General features: G+C 65.9%; 14 protein-coding genes. All 14 read left to right on the forward strand.

The genetic code is table 11. The annotated features are described in order from the left end of the window. Positions 1–1,555: peptidoglycan D,D-transpeptidase FtsI family protein (locus CWO91_RS35985; protein WP_130220202.1), on the forward strand; the 1,555-nt coding region annotated here is incomplete at its 5' end. A gap of 84 nt (positions 1,556–1,639) precedes the next feature. Beyond that, entirely contained in the window at positions 1,640–3,097 is a 1,458-nt protein-coding gene (locus CWO91_RS35990) for a UDP-N-acetylmuramoyl-L-alanyl-D-glutamate--2,6-diaminopimelate ligase (RefSeq protein ID WP_130220203.1), read from the forward strand. Further along, complete coding sequence (locus CWO91_RS35995; protein ID WP_130220204.1) at positions 3,094–4,473, forward strand: UDP-N-acetylmuramoyl-tripeptide--D-alanyl-D-alanine ligase; 1,380 nt, start codon at positions 3,094–3,096, stop codon at positions 4,471–4,473. Before CWO91_RS35990 ends, CWO91_RS35995 begins: the two co-directional genes overlap by 4 nt. Positions 4,474–4,654: 181 nt before the next feature. After that, positions 4,655–5,758: a phospho-N-acetylmuramoyl-pentapeptide-transferase gene (gene mraY / locus CWO91_RS36000; RefSeq protein ID WP_130220205.1), complete on the forward strand. Its 1,104-nt coding sequence runs from the start codon at positions 4,655–4,657 to the stop codon at positions 5,756–5,758. 7 nt (positions 5,759–5,765) lie between these two features. After that, positions 5,766–7,166, forward strand: a complete 1,401-nt coding sequence (murD, locus tag CWO91_RS36005; protein ID WP_130220206.1) for a UDP-N-acetylmuramoyl-L-alanine--D-glutamate ligase — start codon at positions 5,766–5,768, stop codon at positions 7,164–7,166. Positions 7,167–7,168: 2 nt separating this feature from the next. Next, complete coding sequence (locus tag CWO91_RS36010; protein ID WP_130220207.1) at positions 7,169–7,573, forward strand: hypothetical protein; 405 nt, start codon at positions 7,169–7,171, stop codon at positions 7,571–7,573. Positions 7,574–7,786: 213 nt separating this feature from the next. Beyond that, positions 7,787–8,938 (forward strand): putative lipid II flippase FtsW, encoded by a 1,152-nt coding sequence (gene ftsW / locus CWO91_RS36015; RefSeq protein WP_130220208.1) that lies wholly within the window; start codon positions 7,787–7,789, stop codon positions 8,936–8,938. 188 nt (positions 8,939–9,126) lie between these two features. Next, positions 9,127–10,227 carry an undecaprenyldiphospho-muramoylpentapeptide beta-N-acetylglucosaminyltransferase gene (murG, locus tag CWO91_RS36020; protein ID WP_130220209.1) on the forward strand — a complete coding sequence of 367 codons (1,101 nt, stop codon included), beginning with the start codon at positions 9,127–9,129 and terminating at the stop codon, positions 10,225–10,227. A gap of 137 nt (positions 10,228–10,364) precedes the next feature. Beyond that, positions 10,365–11,768: a UDP-N-acetylmuramate--L-alanine ligase gene (gene murC, locus CWO91_RS36025; protein ID WP_130220210.1), complete on the forward strand. Its 1,404-nt coding sequence runs from the start codon at positions 10,365–10,367 to the stop codon at positions 11,766–11,768. A 4-nt stretch (positions 11,769–11,772) separates the two neighbouring features. Continuing rightward, the gene (gene murB, locus CWO91_RS36030; RefSeq protein WP_130220211.1) at positions 11,773–12,690 is read left to right on the forward strand and encodes a UDP-N-acetylmuramate dehydrogenase; all 918 of its coding nucleotides are present in this window, start codon (positions 11,773–11,775) and stop codon (positions 12,688–12,690) included. A gap of 156 nt (positions 12,691–12,846) precedes the next feature. Next, positions 12,847–13,833, forward strand: a complete 987-nt coding sequence (locus CWO91_RS36035; RefSeq protein WP_165405954.1) for a D-alanine--D-alanine ligase family protein — start codon at positions 12,847–12,849, stop codon at positions 13,831–13,833. Positions 13,834–14,184: 351 nt separating this feature from the next. Continuing rightward, positions 14,185–15,213, forward strand: a complete 1,029-nt coding sequence (locus CWO91_RS36040; RefSeq protein WP_130220213.1) for a cell division protein FtsQ/DivIB — start codon at positions 14,185–14,187, stop codon at positions 15,211–15,213. Beyond that, positions 15,210–16,532: a cell division protein FtsA gene (gene ftsA, locus CWO91_RS36045; protein ID WP_130220214.1), complete on the forward strand. Its 1,323-nt coding sequence runs from the start codon at positions 15,210–15,212 to the stop codon at positions 16,530–16,532. The genes CWO91_RS36040 and ftsA overlap by 4 nt, the downstream gene beginning before the upstream one ends. A gap of 89 nt (positions 16,533–16,621) precedes the next feature. Next, on the forward strand, positions 16,622–17,772 hold a 1,151-nt coding region (gene ftsZ / locus CWO91_RS36050), incomplete at its 3' end, for a cell division protein FtsZ (protein WP_130220215.1).

Below are 17,772 nucleotides of genomic sequence, written 5' to 3' on the forward strand. Positions count from 1 at the left end.
CGCTCACGGCGCCCGCCGCGCCGCGGCGCAGGAGGTAGTCGCGACCGCGCGGCCCGACATCGTCGACCGCAACGGTGCGATCCTGGCGACCGACGTCAAGGCGGCGAGCCTGTTCGGCGAGCCGCGCCGGATCATCGACAAGGACGAGGCGATCGAGCTTTTGACCGCCACCGTGCCCGACCTCGACGAGGCCGAGGTGCGCGAGCGCCTGAAGACGCGCAAGGGCTTCGTCTGGCTCAAGCGCGAGGTCACGCCGAAGCAGCAGCAGGACATCCACAAGCTCGGCATTCCCGGCATCGGCTTCCTGCGCGAGAACAAGCGCGTCTATCCGACCGGCAACGAGGTCGCCCACCTGATCGGTCTCGTCAATATCGACAATCAGGGCATCGCCGGCATGGAGAAGTGGCTCGACAATCAAGGGCTCGCCGATCTCCACCGCGCCGGCTTTGCCACCGACCGGTTGCAAAAGCCGATCGAGCTCTCGGTCGATCTGCGCGTCGAGCACGCGCTCCGCGACGAGCTGTTGAAGGCCAAGGACAAGTTCCACGCCAAGGCCGCATCCGGCATCGTCTCCAACGTCAAGACCGGCGAGATCGTCGCGATGGTCTCGCTGCCGGACTTCGATCCCAACAATCCGAAGGAAGCGCACGACCCCGACCGCATCAACCGTCTGACCACGGGCGTCTATGAGATGGGCTCGACCTTCAAGGCGTTCACGCTGGCGATGGCGCTCGATTCCGGCAAGATCAACCTGAACTCGTCGTGGGATGCGCGCGGAAATCTGCACTACGGCAAGTTCACCATCCACGACAGCCACCCGCTCGGGCGTTTCATCAACACCAAGGAAGTGTTCACCTACTCGTCCAACATCGGCGCGGCGCGGATCGCGCTCAGCCAGGGTGTCGAGGCGCACAAGGCGTTCCTCGCCAAGATGGGCCAGTTGACGCGGCTGCGCACCGAACTGCCGGAGAGCGCGGCGCCGCTGATCCCGCGGCGCTGGAGCGAGCTGAACACGGTCACCGCCGCGTTCGGCCAGGGCCTCTCGGTGGCGCCGCTCCAGGCGGTGATGGGCATCAACGCGCTGGTGAACGGCGGCTATCTGATTCCGCCGACCTTCATGAAGCGCAGCGAAGCGGAAGCGGCGGCGCTGGCCAAGCGCGTGATCAAGCAGGACACCAGCGACAAGATGCGGTATCTGATGCGGCTCAATGCCGAGATCGGTACCGCCAAGACCGCGGACATCAAGGGCTACTACGTCGGCGGCAAGACCGGCACGTCCGAGAAGGTCATCAACGGCCGCTACGCCAAGAAGCGGGTGCTCAACTCCTTCACCGCGGTCATGCCCTGCGACGATCCGAAATATCACATCCTGATCATGCTGGACGAGCCGCAGGCCATTCCTGAAACGAAGGGTTTCATCACGTCGGGCTGGAACGCGGTGCCGACCGGCGGCAAGGTGATCGAGCGAATCGCGCCGCTTCTGGGCGTCGAGCCGCGTTTCGACCTGCCGCCGTCCGACCGCCTTATTCTTGCAGCATCCAGGACAACCCAGTAATCAACCGGGTAGGCCGTTGCCGCTGCTGAGTCGGGACTTTTCCGAAGATTCGGCTTTCCGGCACGGCATGTCGACTGGAACACCATGAAGCTGCGCGAACTGCTAGGCAATGATGCCGCGATCGAGCCCGCTGCCGCGGCGCTCGATGTGAGCGGCCTTGCGCTCGATAGCCGGCTGGTCGGGCCGGGCGATCTCTTCTTCGCTCTCGCGGGCAGCAAGACCGACGGCGCGCGCTTCATCGATGCTGCGGTCGCCGCAGGCGCGGTGGCCGTCGTCGGCGACCATGCGCCTGATGGCAGCAGGGTGCCGTTCATCACGGTCGCCAATCCGCGCCGCGCGCTGGCGCTGGCCGCGGCAAGATTCTTTCCCGCACAGCCCGCGACCATCGCTGCGGTGACCGGCACCAGCGGCAAGACCTCCGTCGCAGCCTTCACGCGCCAGATCTGGGAGCGGCTGGGACATGCCTCCGCCAGTATCGGCACTATCGGCCTCGTCTCGCCCAAGCGCACCGTCTACGGCTCGCTGACGACGCCGGATCCGATCGCACTGCACCGGCAGATCAACGAGATCGCGCGCGACGGCGTGACGCATCTCGCCTTCGAGGCGTCCTCGCACGGGCTCGACCAGTACCGCCTCGACGGCGTGCGCGTCTGCGCCGCCGGCTTCACCAATCTCTCGCGCGACCACATGGATTATCATCCGACCGTCGCACATTATCTCGCGGCCAAGCTCCGCCTGTTCCGCGAGCTGGTCGCCCCTGACGGAGCAGCGGTGATCTCGGCCGATCATGATTGCTCGGCGGACGTCATCGACGCAGCGAAGGCGCGCGGCCTGCGCGTGATGGCGGTCGGCCGCAACGGCGGCGGGGCAGGCGAGGGCATTCGTCTCGCCGGAGCCGAGGTCGAGGGCTTTGCGCAAGCGCTCGCGCTCGAGCATCGCGGCAAGCGTTACGCGGTCCGGCTGCCGCTGGTCGGCGAGTTCCAGATCGAGAATGCGCTGGTGTCGGCCGGCCTTGCCATCGGCACCGGCAGCGATGCGGCAAACGTGTTCGCGAGCCTCGAACATCTCGAAGGCGCCAAGGGCCGTCTCGAGCGGGTCGGCGAGCACAACGGCGCGCCGATCTTCGTCGACTACGCGCACAAGCCCGATGCGCTGGCGAAGGCTTTGCAGGCGCTGCGTCCCTACGCCAGGCGCAAGCTGATCGTCGTGTTCGGCGCCGGTGGCGATCGCGATGCCGGCAAGCGGCCGATCATGGGCGAGATCGCGGCCGAGAACGCCGACGGCGTCATCATCACCGACGACAATCCGCGCAGCGAGAAACCGGAAGCGATCCGCGCCGCGATCCTCGCCGCCGCGAAAGGTGCCCGCGAAATCGGCGACCGCACTGCTGCGATCCGTGCGGCGATCGAGGACTTGCAGGAGGGCGATGCGCTCCTCATCGCCGGCAAGGGCCACGAGACAGGGCAGATCGTCGGCGGCGAGGTGCTGCCTTTCAGTGATCACGAGGCGGTCGCCGCTGTACTAGCATCGAGGGTTGCATGAGCGCGCCGATATGGACGGTTGCCGAGGTGGCGCGTGCGCTGGGTGTCGGCGGATCATTCCCGGATACGCCGATCGATTTCGTCACCCAGGACAGCCGCCTGGTGAAACCGGGCAGCCTGTTCGTCACGCTGAGCGGCACGCCGAGCGGCGGCTTCGTCTCCGCCTTTGCCAGCGCGCGTGACGGCTGGGAGTTCGCGGACAAGGCGGAAGCTTCCGGAGCGGTCGCGATGATCGTGCCGCACGAGATCGCGGGCATCCGCATTCCCCAGATCGTCGTGAAGGACACACTGATCGACGGCCTGTGGGGCCTCGCGCGCGCCGCACGCGCGCGGTTTGGCGGTCCGGTGATCGGGCTCACCGGCAGCGCCGGCAAGACCAGCACCAAGGAGTTTCTGGCCGCTTACCCCAACGCCTATGCCAGCCCATCGAGCTTCAACAATTTCTGGGGCGTGCCGCTGACGTTGTGCAACGCCAGGCGAGATGCCAGCCTCTGGGTCGTCGAGATGGGCATGAACCAGCAAGGTGAGATCGCGCGGCTCAGCGAGTTGACGCGGCCGACCGTCGCGCTCGTCGTCAACGTCCAGCCGGTGCATCTGGAAAAGCTCGGCTCGCTCGAAGCGATCAGGCGCGAGAAGGTGTCGATCGCGCTCGGCCTGCCCGAGGACGGCGTGCTGGTGCTGCCCGCCGGGATCAAGGCGCCGGACTGGAAGGGCAAGGTGATGCGCTTCGGCGAGCATGCCGAGGTGCACGAGGTCGCGCACGCCCCGCATGGCGAGAGCTGGCAGGTCGTGGCCATGATAGGCAAGAAGGAAATAGCCTTCAGCCTCACGCCGGGCGCGCCGCATCGCGTGCAGAATGCGCTGGCCGCGCTCGCCGCGATCCGCGCGGCGAACCTCGATGCGGCGACGCTCGCGATCAAGCTCGACCGGGTCGGCATCATGACCGGCCGCGGCGTCGAGCAGGCGGTCGGCGGCATCACCGTGATCGACGACAGTTTCAACGGCAATCCGGCCAGCGTCGCTGCTGCGCTGCAAAGCCTGCAGGCGCGCAACACGACCGGCGGGCGCCGCATTGCGGTGCTCGGCGACATGCTGGAGCTGGGCGCTGACGCACCAAGCTACCACACCGGCCTTGCCAAGCATCTCGAAGGCATCGACGGCGTCTATTGCGTCGGGCCCCTGATGCGCCACCTCTTCGACGTGCTGCCATCGGGCAAGGGCCTCGGCTGGCACGACGATCCCGCCACGCTGAAGCCGGACGAGGTCGCGAGCCTGCTGAGGGCAGGCGACGTCGTGGTTGTCAAGGGCAGCAAGAAGATGTTCTGGGTCAACAAGTTTGTGCCGGGCCTGGTGGCCGCCTTGCAGGCAAAGGCGTAAACTGCTTGGAAGACGCTGTTCCCGAATCCCCCTTTGCGGCGCGAAGCCGTCCGTTTTCCCTGAGGTCGCGCCCGACCCGATGATGAAGGCCAGCGAATGCGCGTGAGGCACGTTGAGGCCAAGATAAAGGCCAAGAACAAGGCCAAGGCCGCGCATGCAAAGGCGCCATAGGACCGTCTGAATGTTTTACTGGCTGATCGAGCTCTCCAACACATTTCCGGGCTTCGGTGCGTTTCGCACCTTCCTGAACGTCTTCCGCTACATCACCTTCCGCACTGGCGGCGCCGTCGTCACCGGCGCGCTGTTCGTGTTCCTGTTCGGACCCTGGATCATCGATCATTTGCGCATCCGCCAGGGCAAGGGCCAGCCGATCCGCACCGACGGTCCGCAATCGCATCTCGCCAAGAAGGGCACGCCCACCATGGGTGGGCTGATGATCCTGTCCGGCCTGACCGTCGGCACGGTGCTGTGGGCCAACCCGCTCAACCCCTATGTCTGGATCGTGCTGGCGGTGACGCTCGGCTTCGGCTTCGTCGGTTTCTATGACGACTATCTCAAGGTGACCAAGCAGACCACGAGCGGGTTCGGCGGCAAGCTGCGCCTGCTGATCGAGGCGGCGATTGCGCTGGTTGCCTGTTACGCGCTGGTGCGGCTGAACCGCGATCCCGCGTCGACGGCTCTGACGATTCCCTTCCTCAAGGACACCGTGCTGCATTTCGGCTGGTTCTTCGTCGTGTTCGGCGCCTTCGTCATCGTCGGCGCCGGCAACGCGGTGAACCTCACCGACGGTCTCGACGGCCTCGCCATCGTGCCGGTGATGATTGCGACCGCGAGCTTTGCGATGATCGCTTATCTCGCCGGCAACGCCGTGTTCGCCGAATATCTCCAGATCAAATATGTCGCGGGAACCGGCGAACTCGCCGTGCTCTGCGGCGCGCTGCTAGGGGCGGGCCTTGGCTTCCTCTGGTTCAACGCGCCGCCGGCCTCGATCTTCATGGGCGACACCGGCTCGCTCGCGCTCGGCGGCATGCTGGGCGCCATCGCGGTCGCAGTGAAGCACGAGATCGTGCTCGCGGTGATCGGCGGCCTGTTCGTGCTGGAGGCGGTCTCCGTCATCGTGCAGGTGGTGTCGTTCAAGCTCACCGGAAAGCGCATCTTCCGGATGGCGCCGATCCATCATCATTTCGAGCAGCTCGGCTGGACCGAGCCGCAGATCGTGATCCGCTTCTGGATCATCTCGGTGATGCTGGCGCTCGCCGGCCTGTCGACGCTGAAGCTGCGGTGATCGATCGATGATCCCGGTCACGTCCTTTGCCGGCAAGACTGTCGCTGTGTTCGGCCTCGGCGGTTCGGGGCTCGCCTCCTGCCATGCGTTGAAAGCCGGTGGCGCCGAGGTGATCGCCGCTGACGACAATGCCGAGAACGTCGCCAAGGCGGCGCAGGTCGGTTTCGTCACCGCGGATTTGCGCAACATCTCCTGGGCGAATTTTGCCGCGCTCGTGCTGGCGCCCGGCGTGCCGCTGACCCATCCGGTGCCGCACTGGAGCGTGCTGAAGGCGCGCGAGGCAGGCTGTGAGGTGATCGGCGACATCGAGCTGTTCTGCCGCGAGCGGCGGCGCCACGCACCGGATGCGCCGTTCGTCGCCATCACCGGCACCAATGGCAAGTCGACCACGACGGCGCTGATCGCGCACCTGACGAAAGTCGCCGGCTACGACACCCAGATGGGCGGCAATATCGGCACCGCGATCCTGTCGCTGGAGCCGCCGCGCATGGGCCGCGTCCACGTCATCGAGATGTCGTCCTACCAGATCGACCTCACGCCCTCGCTTGATCCGTCCGTCGGCATCCTGCTCAATGTCAGCGAAGACCACATCGACCGCCACGGCACGGTTGCGCATTATGCCGCGGTGAAAGAGCGCCTCGTTGCGGGCGTGCAGGACGGCGGCACCTCGATCGTTGGCGTCGACGACGGTTTTTGCCGTGACATCGCCGACCGGCTCGACCGCGCCGGCAAGAATGTGGTGCGCATCTCCGTCAAGAATCCGCTGGCGAGCGGCATCCATGTCGAGCATGGCACCATCGTGCGCACCTCGGGCGGTGCCCGCAGCGAGATCGCCGCGCTCGGCGGCATCGGCTCGCTGCGCGGCCAGCACAACGCGCAGAATGCCGCCTGCGCCGCCGCCGCCGCGCTCGCGATGGGCATCAATCTCGATGTGCTCCAGCGCGGCCTGCGCGGCTTTCCCGGTCTTGCCCATCGCATGGAGCAGGTCGGCCGCCGCGGCAACGTGCTGTTTGTCAACGATTCCAAGGGCACCAACGCGGATGCGACCGCGCATGCGCTGTCGTCTTTTGCGGACATCTTCTGGATCGCCGGCGGCAAGCCCAAGGCCGGCGGCATCACCAGCCTGACCGGCTATTTCCCGCGCATCCGCAAGGCCTATCTGATCGGCGAGGCCGCGCCGGAATTTTCGGGCACGCTGGGCACGCAGGTGGCGCACGAGATCAGCCAGACGCTGGACGTTGCCGTCGAACACGCCGCGCGCGACGCAGAAGCCTCAGGGCTCACCGACGCAGTCGTGCTGCTGTCGCCCGCCTGCGCCTCCTTCGACCAGTACCGCAACTTCGAGATCCGCGGCACCAAGTTCCGCGAGCTGGTGCAGGCGCTGCCGGGCGTGAAGCCGGTGGTGTGAGGATGTCGCGGCGACGCTGGATCGGGATTGTCGTCGCTGCTCTTGCTGTTCCAGTCGCTGCGGGTTTCTTCTTTGTTGTCATCATTGACAACGTCATGAGCGGATTCGGAGCGTGCCGCGTCTCTCGCCAGCGCGCGTTCGCCTCGCCAAGCGGTAGCCAGTTGGTCGTCGTGGTCTGGAAGGAGTGCGGAGCCACAGTGCCCGACAGCACGCAAGCAAGCATCGTGACTCGCGGTCGGACGTTCTCGCCCGAGAGCACGCCGACTTTTTTCAGCGTGCGCGGGCACCTTGATGTTGTCGTCGCCTGGAGCAGCGAGCGGGCGGTCAGGATCGGATTCATTCCCGGTCCAGACCAGGTCTACAAGCGCGATCCGCGCGTGGGGGATATCGCGATCAATTACGAATAGGGCTCTCGTGTCCCGGACGCGGTGCGGCACGAAGTGGCGCTCCGCAGGGCCGGGACCCAGGAGCCGCAATGGGCCCCGGCTCTGCAGCGCACCGCGAGGGCGCTGCGCTGCGTCCGGGGCACGAGACTCTCCACAACTTCATCAATCTCCTTAACCCCCCGGTAACCAACCTCGGCGACCAATGGGCTGACCTCTGTCCGAAAGCGGCCGCCCATGCTCTCCCGTGAAGAACGCACCCCCTTCTCCGAGTGGTGGTGGACCGTCGACAAGCCGCTGATGGGCGCCATTCTGGCCTTGATGCTGACCGGGGTGATCCTGTCGCTGGCGGCGAGCCCGCCGGTTGCGACCCGCATCGGCCTCGATCCCTTCCATTTCTTCAGCCGCCACGTCATGTTCCTCCTCCCGTCCTGCCTGGTGCTGCTCGGGGTGTCCTTCCTGTCGCCGCGCGCGATCCGCAGGAGCGCGCTGATCATCTTCACCGTCAGCGTCATCCTGATCGTGGTGACGCTCGCGATCGGTCCTGAGGTGAAGGGCTCTCGGCGCTGGATCACGCTGCTCGGCGTCAACATCCAGGCCTCCGAGATCGCAAAGCCGTCGTTCGTCGTCATCGCGGCCTGGCTGTTCGCGGAATCGACCAAGCGGCCGGAGATGCCGGCGACCTCGATGGCGCTGGTGCTGCTGTTGATGCTGGTCGCGCTGCTGGTGATGGAGCCGGACTTCGGCCAGACCATGCTGATCCTGATGGTGTGGGGCTCGCTGTTCTTCATCGCGGGCATGCGCATGATCTGGGTGTTCGGCCTTGCGGGCGCCGCCGCGGCCGGCCTGTTCAGCGCCTACCTGTTCGTCCCCCACGTAGCGGGCCGCATCAGGCGCTTCATGAACCCGGCCTCTGGCGACACATTCCAGGTCGATACCGCCATGGAAGCCTTCTACAATGGCGGCTGGTTCGGCCTGGGACCGGGCGAGGGCATCGCCAAGCGCAGCCTGCCCGACAGCCACACCGACTTCGTGTTCGCGGTCGCCGCCGAAGAGTTCGGCATCATCCTGTGCCTGGCGATGCTAGCGCTGTTCACCTTCGTCGTCATCCGCACGCTGTCGCGGGCATACGCCAATGAGGACATGTTCTCGCGCTTTGCGGCCTCGGGTCTTGCGATCCTGTTCGGCGTCCAGGCGGCGATCAACATGTCGGTCAACCTCCAGCTCATCCCCGCCAAGGGCATGACGCTGCCGTTCATCTCCTATGGCGGCTCCTCGATCGTGTCGCTGGCCTATGGCGTCGGCATGATGCTGGCGCTGACACGGCTACGCCCGCGCACCGAAGTGGAAGCGAGCGGCCGCGCCGAGGCAATGCGCAGCTACGCGTAGTAGGCCTCGTGTCCCGGACAAGCGCAGCGAAGCGGAGCGCAGAGCCGGGACCCAGAACGGTACAACCATGGGCCCCGGTTCAGCAGCGCACCACGCTGCGAAGCGCAGCGTGCTGCGCTGCGCCCGGGGCACGCGCATCGTGTAGCCTGCTCGCAATGACGAGAAAGACCTTGTAAAACTCCCTCACCATGGACACGTCCCCCCTGATTCTTCTCGCCGCGGGCGGCACCGGCGGCCATCTGTTTCCGGCCGAGGCGCTCGGCGTCGAATTGATCCGGCGCGGCTTTCGCGTCCGCCTCGTCACCGACGAGCGCGCGCTGCGCTATAGCGGGCTGTTCAGCAAGGACATGATCGACGTCGTCTCGAGCGAGACTGCGCGCGGCCGCAATCCGTTCCAGCTTGCCTATGCCGGCCTCACGCTCGCCGTCGGCACGCTCTCTGCCTACGCTCTGATCAAGCGATTGAAGCCTGTCGCTGTCGTCGGCTTCGGCGGCTACCCGACGCTGCCGCCGCTTGTCGCGGCGAAATTCGCCGGCGTGCCCGGGATCATCCACGATGCCAACGCCGTGCTCGGCCGCGCCAACCGGTTCCTGTCGAGCCGTGTCCGCGCCATCGCGACGTCCTTGCCCGGCGTGCTCGACCGCGATCCGGCGCTGTCGGCTAAGACCACGACCGTCGGCACGCCGATGCGGCCGGCGATCCTCGCGGCCGCTGCAGTGAAATATCTCGCGCCTGACGTGAACGGTCCGCTCCGCTTGCTCGTCGTCGGCGGCAGCCAGGGCGCGCGCATCATGGCCGATATCGTGCCGGGCGCGATCGAGCGGCTCGAGCCTGCGCTGTGGAGCCGCCTCGTCCTGACCCAGCAGGTGCGCGAAGAGGATATGAGCCGCGTGCGCGCGGTCTACGACAAGCTCAAGATCAGGGTCGAGCTCGCACCCTTCTTCACCGATTTGCCGGCGCGGCTTGCCTCCAACCATCTGGTGGTGTCGCGTTCCGGCGCGGGCACGGTCGCCGAGCTTGCCGCGATCGGGCGGCCCTCGATTCTGGTGCCGCTGCCCGGCTCGATCGACCAGGACCAGTTCGCCAATGCCGGCGTGCTGGCCAAGGTCGATGGCGCCATCCGCATCCCGCAGACCGAGTTCAGCTCGGATCGCCTTGCCGCCGAAATCTCCACCTTCGCCGCCGAGCCGGCGCATCTTGCCGCCATGGCCGAAGCCGCCCGCGGCGCCGGCCGGCTCGACGCGGCCGAGCGGCTGGCCGATCTCGTGGTCAAAGTCGCGGGAATCTGACGCGAAACCCGTCAAATTTCCTACTTTTGCCGTCATGGCCGGGCTTGTCCCGGCCATCCACGTCTTGCAAGAAGAGGTAAGGATTCGTGGATGCCCGGGACAAGCCCGGGCATGACGATGGAACGGTGGGATAAAGCATGAGACTGCCGCGCGAGATCGGACCCATCCACTTCGTCGGGATCGGCGGGATCGGCATGAGCGGCATCGCCGAGGTGCTGGTCAATCTCGGCTATGCCGTGCAGGGCTCCGACGCCGCCGACAATTACAATCTCGACCGGCTGCGCAAGAAGGGCGCGAAGGTCTCGGTCGGCCACAAGGCGGAGAACGTCGACGGCGCCGAGGTCGTTGTGGTCTCTACCGCGATCAAGCGCGACAATCCGGAATTGATGGCGGCGCGCGAACGGCGCATTCCCGTGGTGCGCCGCGCCGAGATGCTGGCCGAGCTGATGCGGCTGAAGAGCTGCGTTGCGATCGCCGGCACCCACGGCAAGACCACGACGACCACGATGGTCGCAACGCTGCTCGATGCCGGCGGACTCGATCCGACCGTGATCAACGGCGGCATCATCAATGCCTATGGCTCCAACGCGCGTCTTGGTGCCGGTGACTGGATGGTGGTGGAAGCCGACGAGAGCGACGGCACGTTCCTGAAGTTGCCGACCGATGTCGCCATCGTCACCAATGTCGACCCCGAGCATCTCGATCACTTCAAGACCTTCGATGCCGTGCAGGATGCGTTCCGCCATTTCGTCGAGAACCTGCCGTTCTACGGCTTTGCCGTGATGTGCATCGATCATCCGGTGGTGCAGAGCCTCGTCGGCAAGATCGAGGATCGTCGCATCATCACTTACGGAGAGAATCCGCAGGCCGATGCACGGCTGGTCGACCTCGCGGCGGGCGGCGGCGGCTCGAAATTCAAGGTCGTTATCCGCGATCGCAAGAGCGGGGCCGTGCACGAGATCGCCGACCTCGCGCTGCCGATGCCGGGCCGGCACAACGCCTCGAACGCGACGGCGGCGATTGCGGTCGCGCACATGCTCGGTGTTTCCGACGACAAGATCCGCAGCGCCATCGCAGGCTTCGGCGGCGTCAAGCGGCGGTTCACCAAGACCGGCGAGTGGAACGGCGTCACGGTGATCGACGATTATGGCCATCATCCCGTGGAGATCGCGGCCGTGCTGAAAGCGGCGCGCGATTCCTACACCGGCAAGGTGATCGCCGTGGTGCAGCCGCATCGCTACACCCGCCTGCAATCGCTGTTCGAGGAGTTCTGCACCTGCTTCAACGATGCGGATGCGGTTGTAGTCGCCGACGTCTATGCCGCCGGCGAAGCGCCGATCGACGGCATCGACCGCGATCATTTCGTCGCGGGCTTGCGCGCCCACGGCCATCGCGAGGTGATCCCGATGCCGGCGGCCTCGGCGCTCGCGGGCATCGTCAAGGGATTGGCGAAGCCAGGCGATCTCGTCGTGTGCCTGGGGGCCGGCAACATCACGCAATGGGCGTACGCGTTGCCGGATGAATTGAAGGCGCTGGGGTAGGGCAGTGAGCTTCCCCGACATCACCCCTTCGCTCAAAGCCGCGATGCCTGATCTTCGCGGGCGGCTGCTCGCCAACCAGTCGCTCGCCGAGCTCACCTGGTTTCGCGTCGGCGGTCCCGCGCAGGTGTTGTTCACCCCGGCGGATGAAGACGACCTCGCTTACTTCCTCGCGCATCTCGCTCCCGACATCCCCGTCTATGTCGTCGGCGTCGGCTCCAACCTCATCGTGCGCGACGGCGGCATTGCGGGCGTGGTGATTCGTCTCGCCCCGCGCGCCTTCGGCGAGACGAGCGCGAGCGGCGATGTCGTCACCGCGGGCGCGGCGGCGCTCGACAAGCGCGTGGCGGAAGTTGCGGTGTCCGCCAATATCGGCGGGCTCGAATTCTATTTCGGCATTCCCGGCACCATCGGCGGCGCGCTGCGCATGAATGCGGGCGCCAATGGCGGGGAGACCAAGGACGTCCTGATCGAGGCGAGGGGCGTCGGGCGCGACGGCAGCAAGCACGTGTTCTCCAACGCCGACATGAAGTTCGTCTACCGCAACAGCGGCGTCGATCCCTCCATCATCTTCACCTCCGCGCGCTTTCGCGGCGAGATCAGGGATAGCGATGCGATCCGCGCACGCATGGCGGAAGTTCAAAACCATCGCGAGACCGCGCAGCCGATCCGCGAGAAGACCGGCGGCTCGACCTTCAAGAATCCGCCCGGCCATTCCGCCTGGAAGCTGATTGATGCTGCCGGCTGCCGCGGCTTGCGCGTCGGCGGTGCGCAGGTGTCGGAGATGCACTGCAATTTCCTGATCAACACCGGCGAGGCCACCGCGCACGACATCGAGACGCTGGGCGAGACGGTGCGCGAACGCGTGAAAGCGAATTCCGGAATTGAGCTACACTGGGAAATCAAGCGGATCGGGGTTTCATGATCACCGTCATTCCGGGGCTTGCGAAGCGAGAGCTACGATGCGCAATTGCGCATCGGAGAATCCATCGGGCGGCGGTGTTCGTGGATGAATGGATTCCGGGCTCGCGACTTCGTCGCGCCCCGGAATGACGAACGAGAGAGATTGCGGACTATGAACATGCGCATCACCATCCTCTTCGGCGGCTCCAACCGCGAACGTCTGGTTTCGGTCGCCTCAGCCCAGGCGCTGCATCAGGCGCTGCCTGAGGCCGATCTGTGGTGGTGGGACGTCGAGGACAAGGTGCATGTCGTGCAGTCGAAACAACTGCTCGAACATGCCCGTCCGTTCGAGGACGAGTTCAAGCCCGGCACATCGGGCATTCCGCTGGCGCAGGCGCTCGACCAGGCCAAGGCGGAAGGCCGCGTGCTGGTGCTCGGCCTGCATGGCGGGCGCGCCGAGAATGGCGAATTGCAGGTGATGTGCGAGGCGCGCGGCGTGGCCTTCACCGGATCGGGTTCGGCCTCCTCGCATCTCGCCTTCGACAAGATCGCGGCCAAGCACTTCGCTGCGCTCGGCGGCGTGACGCCGCCGGCAAACGTCGCGCTTGACAACATTGACGAGGCTTTCGCCGAATATGGCCGGCTGATCGCAAAGCCGGCGCGGGACGGATCGAGCTACGGCCTGATCTTCGTCAACGCCAAGCAGGATCTCGTCGCCGTCCGCAACGCGGCGAAGCACGAGGAGTACGTCATCGAGCCCTACGTCGCCGGCGTCGAGGCGACCTGCGGCGTGCTGGAGCGCACCGATGGCTCGATCATCGCGCTGCCGCCGATCGAGATCATTCCGGGCGAGGGCAATTTCGACTACGCCGCAAAATATCTTTTGAAGTCGACCCAGGAGATCTGCCCCGGCCGTTTCACACCCGAGATTACCGCCGCGCTGAAGGAGCAGGCGATGGCGGCGCATCGGGCGATGTCCTGTGCCGGCTATTCCCGCTCGGACTTCATCGTCTCGGACAAGGGCCTCGTCTATCTCGAAACCAACACGCTCCCGGGGCTGACGAACTCTTCGCTCTACCCCAAGGCGCTGAAGGCCGAAGGGATCGCGTTCGTCGACTTCCTGCGCGGCCTGATCGAGCTCGCCGAGCGGCGGGCGCGAAAATAATTAGGACTGGTTAACGGCCGAACGGCCGAAACGGCCCGATTTGGGGTCAAAAACCGGTAAAATGCCGGATATCGCGGCATAAATGCCAGATATCGCGGGGCAAAAAGCATCCCGCGTTAACGAATTTTACCTTTTGTTTACCAGGACGTCCGAAGGTTAACGCTGGCGGCGCATATGGCGCTTTGGCTGCCGGCGCGTGAGCTGTTTGCGGTGATGTCACCTCCAGCGAACGCTTTGAAGGGGAGAGGTTTTCTTCTGCTGAAGACCAGCACCCGGCCCGGCAAGTCCGAGACGTCATGTTCGCCAGGACCCGCGCGATGTCGCGGCCAAACTTGTTGACGAGCTCGTGCAATGGATGGTGCAGGAAGCCTCACCCGGTCGTTTCTGAGATCGCTGAGGCCCCAAGCTGACCTGAAGGCGGCCGCTATCGGAGCGGTCGTGCTTCTGCGCGAGTGGATGCAGGACAAGCGCCAGGAAAGACTCGAGGCGGCGCACGCCGCCGCCAAGGACAAGACCAAGGCCAGGGCCATCGTCGAGCGCGAACCGCCGCCGCGCATGGTCGCGCTGGTCGAGCGCTATCTGCCGCACCGGGTCGGGATCAGCATGACCGTGCTGCTCCTGATCGGAAGCTGCGGCTTCGGCATCGTCAAGGGCGGCCATCTCCAGGATTTCATCACCGCGGTCAGCGACGCGCGCAACGCGCTGGCCAATTCCGCCGGGTTCCGCATCACCTCCGTCGTGATCAACGGCCGCAAGCAGCTCACCCAGGACGAGATTCTGGCGATCGGCGGCGTCAGCGGCCGCTCCTCGCTGCTGTTCCTCGATGCCGAGGCGGTGCGCGACAAGCTCAAGGCCAATCCCTGGATCGCGGATGCGACCGTGTTGAAGCTCTATCCGGGCCAGCTCATGATCGAGCTCACCGAGCGCAAGGCATTCGCGCTGTGGCAGGAGGCCGGCCGGCTCTCCGTCATCGCCGATGACGGCGCCGTGCTCGAACCCTATGTCTCCCGCCGCTTCCTGGCGTTGCCGCTCGTGGTCGGCAAGGGCGCCGAGACGCAGGCCCGTGATTTCCTCGCCCTGCTGGCGCGTTATCCGCAGGTCAATTCGGTGACGAAAGCCGCGATTTTCGTCGGCGAGCGGCGCTGGAACCTGAGGCTCAAGGATGGTCTCGACATCCGCCTGCCCGAGCAGGATGTCGGCAACGCCCTTGCGATGCTGTCCAAGCTCGACAAGGAGGACAGGCTGTTCTCCCGCGACATCGTCGCCGTCGACATGCGCCTGCCCGATCGTCTGGTGGTGCAGCTGTCCGACGACGCCGCCAAGGCGCGCGAGGAGCAATTCAAGGACAAGAAGAAAAAGAAGGCCGGGGATTCCGCATGACCGGTCTCGATCGCACCCAGACGCCGAAGACACGCCCGATGCCGCACAAGCGCGGCGGCATCGTCGCCTGCCTCGATATCGGCACCAGCAAGATCGCCTGCATGATCGCGCGGCTGAAGCCGTCGCCGCCGAGCGACGCGTTGCGTGGCCGTACCCACGCGGTGGAATTGATCGGCTACAGCCAGATCCAGTCGCGCGGCATGAAGGCCGGCGCGGTGATCGATCTCAGTGAATGCGAACAGGCGGTGCGCCAGGCCGTCGGGCTCGCGGAGAAGATGGCCAAGGTGCGGGTCGAGTCCGTGCTGCTGTCCGTGTCCGGTGGCCGGCTCTCCGGCCAGCTGGTCGAGGCCGCCGCCGACATCCGCGGCGGCGCCGTGACTCAGGCCGACGTCAGCCGCGTCACCTCCACCGGCATGCGCCATGCCACCGGCGAAGGCCGCACCGTGCTGCACGCCCTGCCGGTCGGCTACACGCTCGATGGCGTTAAGGGCATCCGCGATCCCCGCGGCATGGTTGCGCACCAGTTCGGGGTCGACATGAACGTCGTGACCTGCGACGCCACCGTGGCGCGGAACCTGATGCTGGCGGTGGAACGCTGCCACATCAATGTCGAAGCCGTGGCGGCAAGCCCTTATGTTGCCGGCCTGTCGGTGCTCACCGATGACGAGGCCGATCTCGGCGCCGCCGTCATCGAGATGGGTGCGGGCACGACCACGATTGCGGTCTATTCCGGCGGCCGTTTCGTACATGCGGCCGGTTTTGCGGTCGGCGGGCAACACATCACGATGGATCTCGCGCGCGGACTCTCCGCGACCATTGCCGATGCCGAGCGAATCAAGACGTTATACGGGACCGTCATCACCGGCGGATCGGACTCGCGTGAGCTGATGTCTGTGCCGACAGCCGGTGACGAGCAGGATCTGCCGCAGATCGTCTCCCGCGCCACAATCGCCAACATCGTCAAGCACCGTGCCGAGGAAGTCTTCGAAATGGTCCGGGACAAGCTGAAGGATTCGCCTTTCGCCTCAGAGCCCAACGGCCGCGTCGTGCTCTCGGGCGGCGCCTCGCAGCTGACCGGCCTCGTCGAACTCGGCACTCAGATTCTCGGCCGGCCCGTGCGGGTCGGACGTCCGCTCGGCTTCGGCCGGCTGCCCAACGAGGCGAAGAACGCCGCGTTCGCGGTGCCGGCCGGACTTCTCGTCTACCCGCAATATGTTCACCTCGAACATGTCGAACCGCGGCATACGCGGCAGCAGGTCAAGACAGGGACCGGCGGATATTTCGGAAAGGTCGGACGATGGCTACGCGAGGGCTTCTGATGACTGCTTTCCCCAATTGTCGATTTTCACCAACTCCCGCGGCCGCGGCCGGGGCGAACCCACGCGCGCGTGATCGAGAGGCAGCAACCATGACCATCAGCATCAATGTTCCTGATATTCACGAACTGAAGCCCCGGATCACCGTGTTCGGCGTCGGCGGCGCCGGCGGCAACGCCGTCAACAACATGATCACGGCGGGCCTCCAGGGCGTCGACTTCGTGGTCGCCAACACCGATGCGCAGGCGCTGACGATGTCGAAGGCGCAGCGCATCGTGCAGATGGGCACGGCGGTCACCCAAGGCCTCGGCGCCGGCTCGCAGCCGAATGTCGGCGCCGCGGCGGCGGAAGAGGTGATCGACGAGCTGCGCGACCATCTCTCCGGCGCCAACATGGTGTTCGTCACCGCCGGCATGGGCGGCGGCACCGGCACCGGCGCGGCACCCGTTATCGCCAAGACCGCGCGCGACATGGGCATCCTCACCGTCGGCGTCGTCACCAAGCCGTTCCACTTCGAGGGCGGCCGCCGCATGCGCACCGCTGAAGCCGGCATCAACGAGCTTCACAAGGTGGTCGACACCCTTCTAATCATCCCGAACCAGAACCTGTTCCGGGTCGCCAACGAGAAGACCACCTTCGCCGACGCCTTCGCGATGGCCGACCAGGTGCTCTATTCGGGCGTTGCTTGCATCACCGACCTGATGGTCAAGGAAGGCCTGATCAATCTCGACTTCGCCGACGTCCGCGCCGTCATGCGTGAGATGGGCAAGGCGATGATGGGCACCGGCGAAGCTTCCGGCGACAAGCGCGCGCTGACCGCCGCGGAAGCTGCGATCGCCAATCCGCTGATCGACGATAGCTCGATGAAGGGCGCCAAGGGCCTCCTCATCTCCATCACCGGCGGTAAGGACCTCACTTTGTTCGAGGTCGACGAGGCCGCGACCCGCATCCGCGAGGAAGTCGACCAGGACGCCAACATCATCGTCGGCGCGACCTTCGACGAAGCCCTCGACGGCCTGATCCGCGTCTCGGTCGTTGCCACCGGCATCGAGCAGGCCGCGATCGCCCGCAACAGCCAGGCGACCTCCGCTCCCGTCTCGAACCCGGCACCGCAGGTGCAGCAGGCTGCCGCTCCGGCTGCTGCTGCCGAGAGCCGTCTCGCCGACCTGACCGCGCGGCTCCGTGCCGACAATCAGCGTCTGGCCGAACGCGCCCAGAAGCTGGAGGGGCAGGTCCCGGCGGC

Origin of the sequence: Bradyrhizobium genosp. SA-3, from assembly GCF_004212635.1 — a bacterium.
Taxonomy (GTDB): Bacteria; Pseudomonadota; Alphaproteobacteria; order Rhizobiales; family Xanthobacteraceae; genus Bradyrhizobium.

Excerpts from the sequence above, each read along its gene's own strand:
- CWO91_RS35990 (WP_130220203.1), top strand. The coding sequence starts at position 1,640 with ATGAAGCTGCGCGAACTGCTAGGCAATGATGCCGCGATCGAGCCCGCT.
- CWO91_RS35995 (WP_130220204.1), top strand. The coding sequence starts at position 3,094 with ATGAGCGCGCCGATATGGACGGTTGCCGAGGTGGCGCGTGCGCTGGGT.
- murC (WP_130220210.1), top strand. The coding sequence starts at position 10,365 with ATGAGACTGCCGCGCGAGATCGGACCCATCCACTTCGTCGGGATCGGC.
- mraY (WP_130220205.1), top strand. The coding sequence starts at position 4,655 with ATGTTTTACTGGCTGATCGAGCTCTCCAACACATTTCCGGGCTTCGGT.
- murG (WP_130220209.1), top strand. The coding sequence starts at position 9,127 with ATGGACACGTCCCCCCTGATTCTTCTCGCCGCGGGCGGCACCGGCGGC.
- ftsW (WP_130220208.1), top strand. The coding sequence starts at position 7,787 with ATGCTCTCCCGTGAAGAACGCACCCCCTTCTCCGAGTGGTGGTGGACC.
- ftsA (WP_130220214.1), top strand. The coding sequence starts at position 15,210 with ATGACCGGTCTCGATCGCACCCAGACGCCGAAGACACGCCCGATGCCG.
- CWO91_RS36040 (WP_130220213.1), top strand. The coding sequence starts at position 14,185 with ATGGATGGTGCAGGAAGCCTCACCCGGTCGTTTCTGAGATCGCTGAGG.
- murD (WP_130220206.1), top strand. The coding sequence starts at position 5,766 with ATGATCCCGGTCACGTCCTTTGCCGGCAAGACTGTCGCTGTGTTCGGC.
- CWO91_RS36035 (WP_165405954.1), top strand. The coding sequence starts at position 12,847 with ATGCGCATCACCATCCTCTTCGGCGGCTCCAACCGCGAACGTCTGGTT.
- CWO91_RS36010 (WP_130220207.1), top strand. The coding sequence starts at position 7,169 with ATGTCGCGGCGACGCTGGATCGGGATTGTCGTCGCTGCTCTTGCTGTT.